This is a genomic window from Pseudoalteromonas sp. TAB23 (assembly GCF_000498075.1).
GTDB classification, from domain to species: domain Bacteria; phylum Pseudomonadota; class Gammaproteobacteria; order Enterobacterales; family Alteromonadaceae; genus Pseudoalteromonas; species Pseudoalteromonas arctica.
Genome location: NZ_AUTP01000123.1, coordinates 1 through 7,458 on the forward strand (window position 1 = coordinate 1; position 7,458 = coordinate 7,458).

General features: G+C 37.4%; 6 protein-coding genes and 2 pseudogenes. 1 reads left to right on the plus strand and 7 read right to left on the minus strand.

Translation table 11 applies throughout. The annotated features are described in order from the left end of the window. The first annotated feature begins 70 nt into the window (after nt 1-70). Nucleotides 71-1,185, plus strand: a protein-coding gene (locus L654_RS0104155) for an IS3 family transposase (protein WP_139016090.1) whose coding sequence is annotated in 2 segments (ribosomal slippage) — nt 71-323 and nt 323-1,185 — 1,116 coding nt in all. Because the reading frame shifts where the segments join, the coding sequence is not laid out codon by codon here. Here L654_RS0104155 and L654_RS1000000128515 read toward each other — a convergent pair. From L654_RS1000000128515 to L654_RS0104185, 7 genes and pseudogenes are all read right to left on the minus strand, one after another. Next, nucleotides 1,150-1,527 carry an EAL domain-containing protein gene (locus L654_RS1000000128515; protein WP_263640616.1) on the minus strand — a complete coding sequence of 126 codons (378 nt, stop codon included), beginning with the start codon at nt 1,525-1,527 and terminating at the stop codon, nt 1,150-1,152. The genes L654_RS0104155 and L654_RS1000000128515 overlap by 36 nt on opposite strands. Nucleotides 1,528-1,553: 26 nt before the next feature. Next, nucleotides 1,554-2,702: a GGDEF domain-containing response regulator gene (locus tag L654_RS01000000125450; protein WP_263640617.1), complete on the minus strand. Its 1,149-nt coding sequence runs from the start codon at nt 2,700-2,702 to the stop codon at nt 1,554-1,556. 58 nt (nt 2,703-2,760) lie between these two features. Next, nucleotides 2,761-3,951 carry an ATP-binding protein gene (locus L654_RS0104165; protein ID WP_024607362.1) on the minus strand — a complete coding sequence of 397 codons (1,191 nt, stop codon included), beginning with the start codon at nt 3,949-3,951 and terminating at the stop codon, nt 2,761-2,763. A 278-nt stretch (nt 3,952-4,229) separates the two neighbouring features. Further along, the gene (locus tag L654_RS0104170; RefSeq protein WP_024607363.1) at nt 4,230-5,492 is read right to left on the minus strand and encodes a nitrate- and nitrite sensing domain-containing protein; all 1,263 of its coding nucleotides are present in this window, start codon (nt 5,490-5,492) and stop codon (nt 4,230-4,232) included. Nucleotides 5,493-5,765: 273 nt separating this feature from the next. Beyond that, nucleotides 5,766-6,630 (minus strand): annotated as a pseudogene (gene cobA, locus L654_RS01000000125455) (uroporphyrinogen-III C-methyltransferase). 10 nt (nt 6,631-6,640) lie between these two features. Then, entirely contained in the window at nt 6,641-6,994 is a 354-nt protein-coding gene (gene nirD / locus L654_RS0104180) for a nitrite reductase small subunit NirD (RefSeq protein ID WP_002959861.1), read from the minus strand. Beyond that, nucleotides 6,981-7,458 (minus strand): annotated as a pseudogene (locus L654_RS0104185) (nitrite reductase (NAD(P)H)); the annotation flags it as partial. The pseudogene L654_RS0104185 and the gene nirD, both read right to left, overlap by 14 nt.

The window sequence follows — 7,458 nt, forward strand, 5'->3', positions numbered from 1 at the left end:
GGTAATCCTCCCTAAAAATAATAGATGCCAAACGTAGAATTTTCTCTTATTGTAAACACAGGAGAAAATTATGAAAAAAGCACATTTTACAGACAGTCAGATCCTCGCTATTTTAAAACAAGCAGAAAGCGGCGTGCCTATTCCTGAGCTATGCCGTGAACATGGCATGGGCAACTCAACCTTTTATAAATGGCGCGCTAAATACGGCGGCATGGATGCGTCTTTAATGACACGAATGAAAGAGCTTGAAGATGAAAATCGCCGTTTAAAGAAAATGTATGCTGAAGAGCGGCTAAAATCTGAGGTCATTCAAGAGGCAATGACAAAAAAGTGGTAAAGGCTTCTGAGCGCAAAGTATTGGCACATGAAGTCGTTAGCACAAATAAAATGAGTATTGCCTCAGCCTGTCGCACTTTTATGATAAGTGAAACATGCTATCGCTATACGCCTAAACTATCTGATGAAAATGAGAAGATTGCAGCGTTGCTATTGGATTTAAGCCAATGTCAGCGTAATTGGGGATTTGGTTTATGTTTTTTATATTTACGCAATGTTAAAGGCTACACGTGGAATCATAAGCGCGTTTATCGTATTTACCGTGAGCTTGAGTTGAATCTGCGAATAAAGCCTAGAAAACGTCTAACAAGGGAGAAGCCTGAGCCATTGGCTGTACCTGATGCCATTAACGAATGTTGGTCAATGGATTTTATGCACGACCAATTATCTGATGGCAGAGGGTGTCGCTTGTTCAATGTGATTGATGATTTCAATCGAGAAGGACTCACAATAGATGCTGACTTATCACTCCCCGCTGAGCGTGTTATCCGCTCGCTGAATCAAATTATAGAATGGCGTGGAAAGCCAAAAGCTATCAGGTGTGACAATGGGCCTGAATATATTAGCCATAAATTAGCAGAGTGGGCGTTAAATAATAATATTGAATTACGATTTATTCAACCAGGTAACCCGCAACAAAATGCTTATGTAGAGCGGTTTAATCGTACGGTTAGGTATGACTGGCTAAGTCATTATATTTACAGTGATATTAGTGAGTTACAAGATAAAGCAACCGATTGGTTATGGGCTTATAATAATGAACGGCCTAACATGGGGATAGGTGGCATAACCCCCATACAAAAACTGGAAAAGTTAAACAACGAAGATTCTACAGATAGCCTCCATTAAAAATGGGGGGATTACCTCTCCACTTAACGATTGCATGCTTTTGTCTAATTTTACTATATCAATAGGGTAGGAAATAAGGTGAGATATGGATGAGTAACCCATACCAAAATCGTCCAAAGCAATTCTAAACCCTTTGTTAGACAAAGAGGTTAATATCTCAATCACTTCTTTACTGTTTTCCATAAAAGCTGTTTCTGTTATTTCCAGAATAATACTACTGGTTTTTAAATTGTATTTTTCGACTGTCTCTAATAGATACGTTTGTAAAACTTCTCTTTGCAACTGTATCGGTGAAATATTAATAGATAGAGTTAACGGCGTTTGATAGTCTTTCTGCCACAAAGATAACTGCTTTAAAGCGCTCGCAATTATCCATTTTCCAAGGGGGCTATTAATCGGCACTCTTCAGCAATAGGAATAAACTCATCGGGGGTATAATTAACGGTTGTATCTGGCCAACGAATCAGGGCTTCGACACCTGTCATTATTTGTGTTTTTGAACAGTAAACAGGTTGATAAAATAGCCTAAAGTTTTTTTCCTCTATGTGCTCTTTTATACTATTTTGAATATCTACCCGACGACTAAACTCATATTGATATTGCTCTTTGTAAAAGCTTATTCTACTTTTACCACTTTGCTTTGAGCGATACATTGCAATGTCAGCACATTTTAGCAGTTCATGAGATTCAGTAGCATCATTTGGGTATAAGGCACTTCCTATACTAACACTGCAATTTAAAGTTCTGCCTTCATGCAAAAAGGGTTTAGAAACTTCAGCTAATATTCTATTTGCTATCATACCTATTTGATTAATGTTGCAAATCCCACCTATTATAACTGCAAATTCATCGCCTCCTAACCGTGCAAATCCCTCATTTTGCCTCAGGCAACTATGAATTCTTTCTACTGTTTGTATTAAAATTTCGTCGCCGACACTATGCCCAAGCGTATCATTAATATTTTTGAAGTTATCTAAATCTAAAGCAAGTAACGCCACGCAGTTTTTAGCACGTTTATTGTTAGCTATCATTACTTTTAGTATTTCTTCAAAATGATATCGATTAGACAAACCAGTAAGCTGATCCCGTTCTGCCATATGCTTTACAGCAAGATAACTGTTGTGCATACGTTGTTCTGCCTCGAAGCGTTTTTTTGCATATATAAGCGCTTTATTTAAACTATCCCTCGTTATATCACCTTTTGGTAAAAAGTCTTGAGCGCCTGCTTCTATACACTCAATAGCCAGAGCTGAGTTCTCTGAGGAGCTAATCATGATAATTGCGGTGTTACCGAGTTTAGGCTTTGCACGCATTTCAATTAGCATTTCAATGCCATCTTCTTTAGGCATATTATAATCGAGTAGTATTATATCAAAGTGCGTGTCTTCAATGGCTTTCAAACCCTCGGATACGCACGTTACCTCGGTAATGTCATGATGATGAGATCCATCAGAAATAAGCATTTTTTTAATTAATTTGCGATCAACTAAGTCATCATCAACAATTAAAATATTCATAAGTTCCTTCTAAGAGCAGCATCTACATGATGCTCGTTTATAATTGATAATTTCATAGTTAAACTTTGGGCCAATAAATAGTAAATGTACTGCCAAGTTTCCCATCGGAGGCTACTTCAATTTTGCCCCCATAATTAATAATGAGCTTATTGGCAATACAGAGTCCAATGCCGCTCCCTTCAACATCATCTCGAGATTGTAATGTCTGAAATAACTTAAATATGAGTGAAAAATATTTAGGGTCAATTCCAGGGCCATTATCTGTTATCTCAATAATGTAATATTGATTAGAGGGGATAAGTGAAATATCGATAACCGGGTGCTCTTTATTGTTATGTTTTATTGCATTACTAATAAGATTTTGAAAAACAGTTTTAAAAGGGATCAGCGGTATATCGAGTACTTCGTTATTGGCGTGTATATCAACAGTGACAGTTTGTGGAACTTCCAAAATTTGTTCTACATTTTGGTAAATACTTTCTAAAGATATGTTTTCACGCGTTGAATCACAGCTATTTATTCTCGAGTAGCTTAGTAAATCTTCTAGCAGTACTTGCATTCTATTAGTCCGGCTGAGCACAAGCTGAAAGTTTTCTAGGTGCTCTTGAGGGAGTAAATCTTTACAGTCATCATAAATCCACTCTAATAAACGTTTTATAGCATTTAATGGTGACTTGAGATCGTGTGAAGCAATACTGGTAAATTCATCAAGTTCATCGCTCATTTTTTGTAATTTTTTGATTAGGCGATCTTTTTCAGTTTCGCCTTCTTTTAGCTCGCTAATTGTTGAGTGAAACTTAGAACTGTTTATTTTATCTAATAAATTTTTACGTTGGACTAACTGATTAACAAAGTTTTTTTGTAAACTATTTAAGATTAATTTTTCTTTTTCGGTAAGTAGTGAATCACTTGCTCGCTCGAATACCAACCATCCAACCTTAAGGTTTGAGGGCAAAATAATAGGTGATACCACTCTAAATATTTTAGGATCATGCTCGATAATCGATTCATTAAAAACGTCATCAGATAGTTGCTCTTTAGCTACTGTTATTTTTGGACCTGATTTATATAGCTCGACAGCACGTTGAGGCAGGTTAGCAGCAATAGAGATTGAGCTTGCATCAAAAATGTTTAAAATTAGCTCAGCAAAGCTTTCTAAGCTTGTTTGAATGTCATTATCAAGAGAAGTCGTTAATTGCTGCTCATCTATTAATGATACACCTTCTAAATAACTCTCTACATTGGGCATTCAAACTCCTACAACAGTATTAAATAAATATGCCTCATTAAAATGAGATGCAACAAATGATTAACTTATTGTAGTTGATTATTTTGAATGTGTTGAATTATTCACTTTATAAATTAACGCCAAATTAAAGCCTTACCTTATTATAGTCAGTAGCTTATGAATCTATTTTAAATAAGGTCAAACTAAGTCTGATCGTGAAATTTATAACTGAATAAATAAGTATTATGTAGAGTAGTGTTCTTACTAAAGAGCAACATGCCCTAGTAAAAACAGCATATTTAATCGCTCATTTGTACAATTGTTTGCGCTACGCTAAATAAGGTTTTATGTGTATCCATTGCTTGTTTTTGTAGCTGTTTATGGGCTTGCTCTTCAGTGAGTTTTAACTGTTCAATAAGTATATATTTGGCTTGGTGAATTACCTTTTGCTCACTAATTACTTTTTTAGCGTCAAGTAACGCTTGGTTTATTTGTTTAATATGCTGGCTTTGCTCGATAATTAAATCGTACATACTTTTATTACTATTGAGCTTATCGGCCGCTATGTTTTGGCTTACTTCTGGCTCTGGTTGCTTAATGGCTAATTGGCCAAAAGCAGGGGCTATTTGTTGCTCTACCATATTGTTAAGTACCTGCTTATTTGTATTTAAGCTACGTTGAGCACAGGCTATTTGCATTGCTGCGGTATCAATTAACTGATCTGCTATATTTTGTTCAATTTTGTGCATTATATCTATGCGCGTAGTGGTTACTTCGTACCATACTTCGCTCAGTTGTGAGAGCGGTTGAGCGTTCTCGTCATCGAGCTTTTGCAGTAAACTTCTCAGTTGCTCTACCTGATTATTAACCTGATGCGTTGTTAGTGTGCCAAAACATTTTAAAAGGTGCGCATCGGCGTACTCATTAAAAAAGTCAAAGCTGTGGTTTTGCTCTTGTACAAAATGCGCGAGTTGTTGTTTTTGCTCTGTGGTAAATTTACTCGCTGCAAATGCTTGTGCACCACAGGCACGCTCTTGTCCTGCGTATTCTTTACCTTGCATAAAGTTAAAAAAGGCAACTAATAAGCGCGTTATTTTGGGATCGCTTGCGCCATCTGCTGCCTCTAAAATAATATTGAGTAAACTAGCAATTAACTGAGTGAATGACTGCGTAGCATGTACCGCACTAATGTTTTGTTGTGCTATTTGCTTGCGCAATACCGGTAATGCATCGAGTGCTTGTAAGCTGTAGGTAATTAAATTAAATAACCGAGTATGGCCAGTATCGGCGTTGTCGTTTATAAATGTTTGTTTAAGAGAATCATAAAATGCAGTTTGTGCGCTGTCGCTTAAAGGGATTTGTTCTTGTAATTGGGTTTTAAATCGCTCTCGATTTGAGGCCAAAAATATATTACTCATTGCGCGTTCTTTTTGTAACTGATGTACAAAATCGCCTAATTTAGTAAGCGAGGCACAACTATTTTGTAATTGCTTTAGCGCGTGTATTTCTTGATATTTAGCCGCTAATAAAAACTGTTTTGTGAGAGGATTGCTTGTCGCCATAGGTATTATTCCACACTTTTTTGTTTTTAAAGTGCAACCACTGTTCCAATCATTAATAAGTTTCATCATTGAATTTAAAATCAAGCTAATACAATTGCTTAAAGTGTTGTTTTTGTTTGTCACTGTGTTTCTATAATTTAAATTACCATTACTTTTAACTTATTTGGTGCATTTAAACATGTTATTGCACACAACTTGAACCCAAATTAAAAACAAAAAAGCGCCTACTCCTGGGGAGGTAGTAAGCGCGAAAAGTGCATTATTCATTTTGTATCATGCGTTAACATTTACACTGTTTAATAACTCAGGGCTAATTGCCATTTTATGATTTATTACTTCGCCAATCATAATTAGGGTAGGGCCTTGAAGGTTGTGTTTAGCATGATCGTCTACTATCTGTTCAAGCGTACTGGTAATTACTTTTTGCTTAGTGGTAGTGGCATTCTCTATTAGTGCAATGGGTGTATTACTTGGCCAACCCACTGATTGCAAACCGTTGCTTAGTGTTTGTAAGCGCGAAAGTCCCATATAAACCACTAAAGTGGGGTTGTTGTTTGCAGGCATAAACGCGTAATTTTGCCAATGAGGTTGCTTGTTAGGATCGGCAAACTGCGCCGTTAAAAATGTAACACTACGCGCTACATCGCGTGCAGTGAGCGGAATACCCGTATAAGCAGAAGTAGCACAAGCCNGTTGTAACACCCGGAATAATAGCAAAATTAATATTATGCTTGGTAAGTGCATCGGCTTCTTCGTTAATACGTGCAAATATACTCGGATCACCGCCTTTTAAACGCACTACGTTTAAGCCTTGTTGCGCGTATTTAACCAGTAGTTCGCAAATGTTAGCTTGGGTCATTGAGTGCTTACCCGCACGTTTACCTACAAATACACGCTGCGCTTTTTTAGGGAGCGTTTTTAATAAATCATCGCTTACTAACCAATCGTATAAAACAACATCGGCGGTATTAATTAAACGCTGCGCTTTTACCGTAATTAGCTCTGCGTCTCCTGGGCCCGCACCAATTATATAAACGTTGCCGCTTTTAGCACTGCGATCATTTGAGCTTGTTAGCTTAGTAACAAGCTTATTTAGCCACACGTTTTCAATACCCGAAAAATAAGACAGTACACTCATAATATTCCCCCTAAGCCACAGCTGTTGTAACTTTTGGTTCAGAGCTTATAAATACACTGCCGTCTTCAATTTTTGCATTAAAAACCGGTAAGTGTATTGCTTCTGCTTCTAAACATTCGCCTGTTTCTAGGCAAAAGTGTTGCTTATATAAAGGCGATGCGACAACTAATTTATTGTCGATTGAGCCAATAATGCCACGCGATAATACATTGGCTTTGCCAATCGGGTCGTAGTTGCTAATGGCAAACACAGCCGTTGGATTTTGTGGAATGTAAAAAATAGCCACTTGCTGATTATTAACTAATGCGCATACGCCGCTATTAGCCACTAAGTTGTCGATTGTTCCAATATTATGCCAAGACATCAGCTTGCTCCTCTTCAACTTCCATTACTGGAATACGGTTTTGTGTATTACGTTGCTCACGTTTTTCGGCTTCTGTAGCAGGGCGGATTTGGTTACGCTCTTGCACAAATAAAATGTTGTCGTCGGTTTCGGGGCTATTAACAAACTGGCGGAATCGTTTGGCAGCATCTGGGCTTTCAATTGCTTTTTTCCACTCACACGCATAGGTTTGTGTAATTAATTCCATTTGCGCTTCTAGCTCGTCGCAAATGCCTAAGCTGTCGTCAATTACTACGCTTTTAAGGTAGTCTAAACCGCCTTCAAGATTTTCCATCCATACCGACGTACGCTGTAATTTGTCAGCCGTTTTAATGTAAAACATAATCACGCGGTCAATGTATTTAATCAGTGTTGGCGTGTCTAAATCGGTCGCAAATAAATCAGCATGGCGAGGGCGCATACCGCCATTACCACACACGTATAAG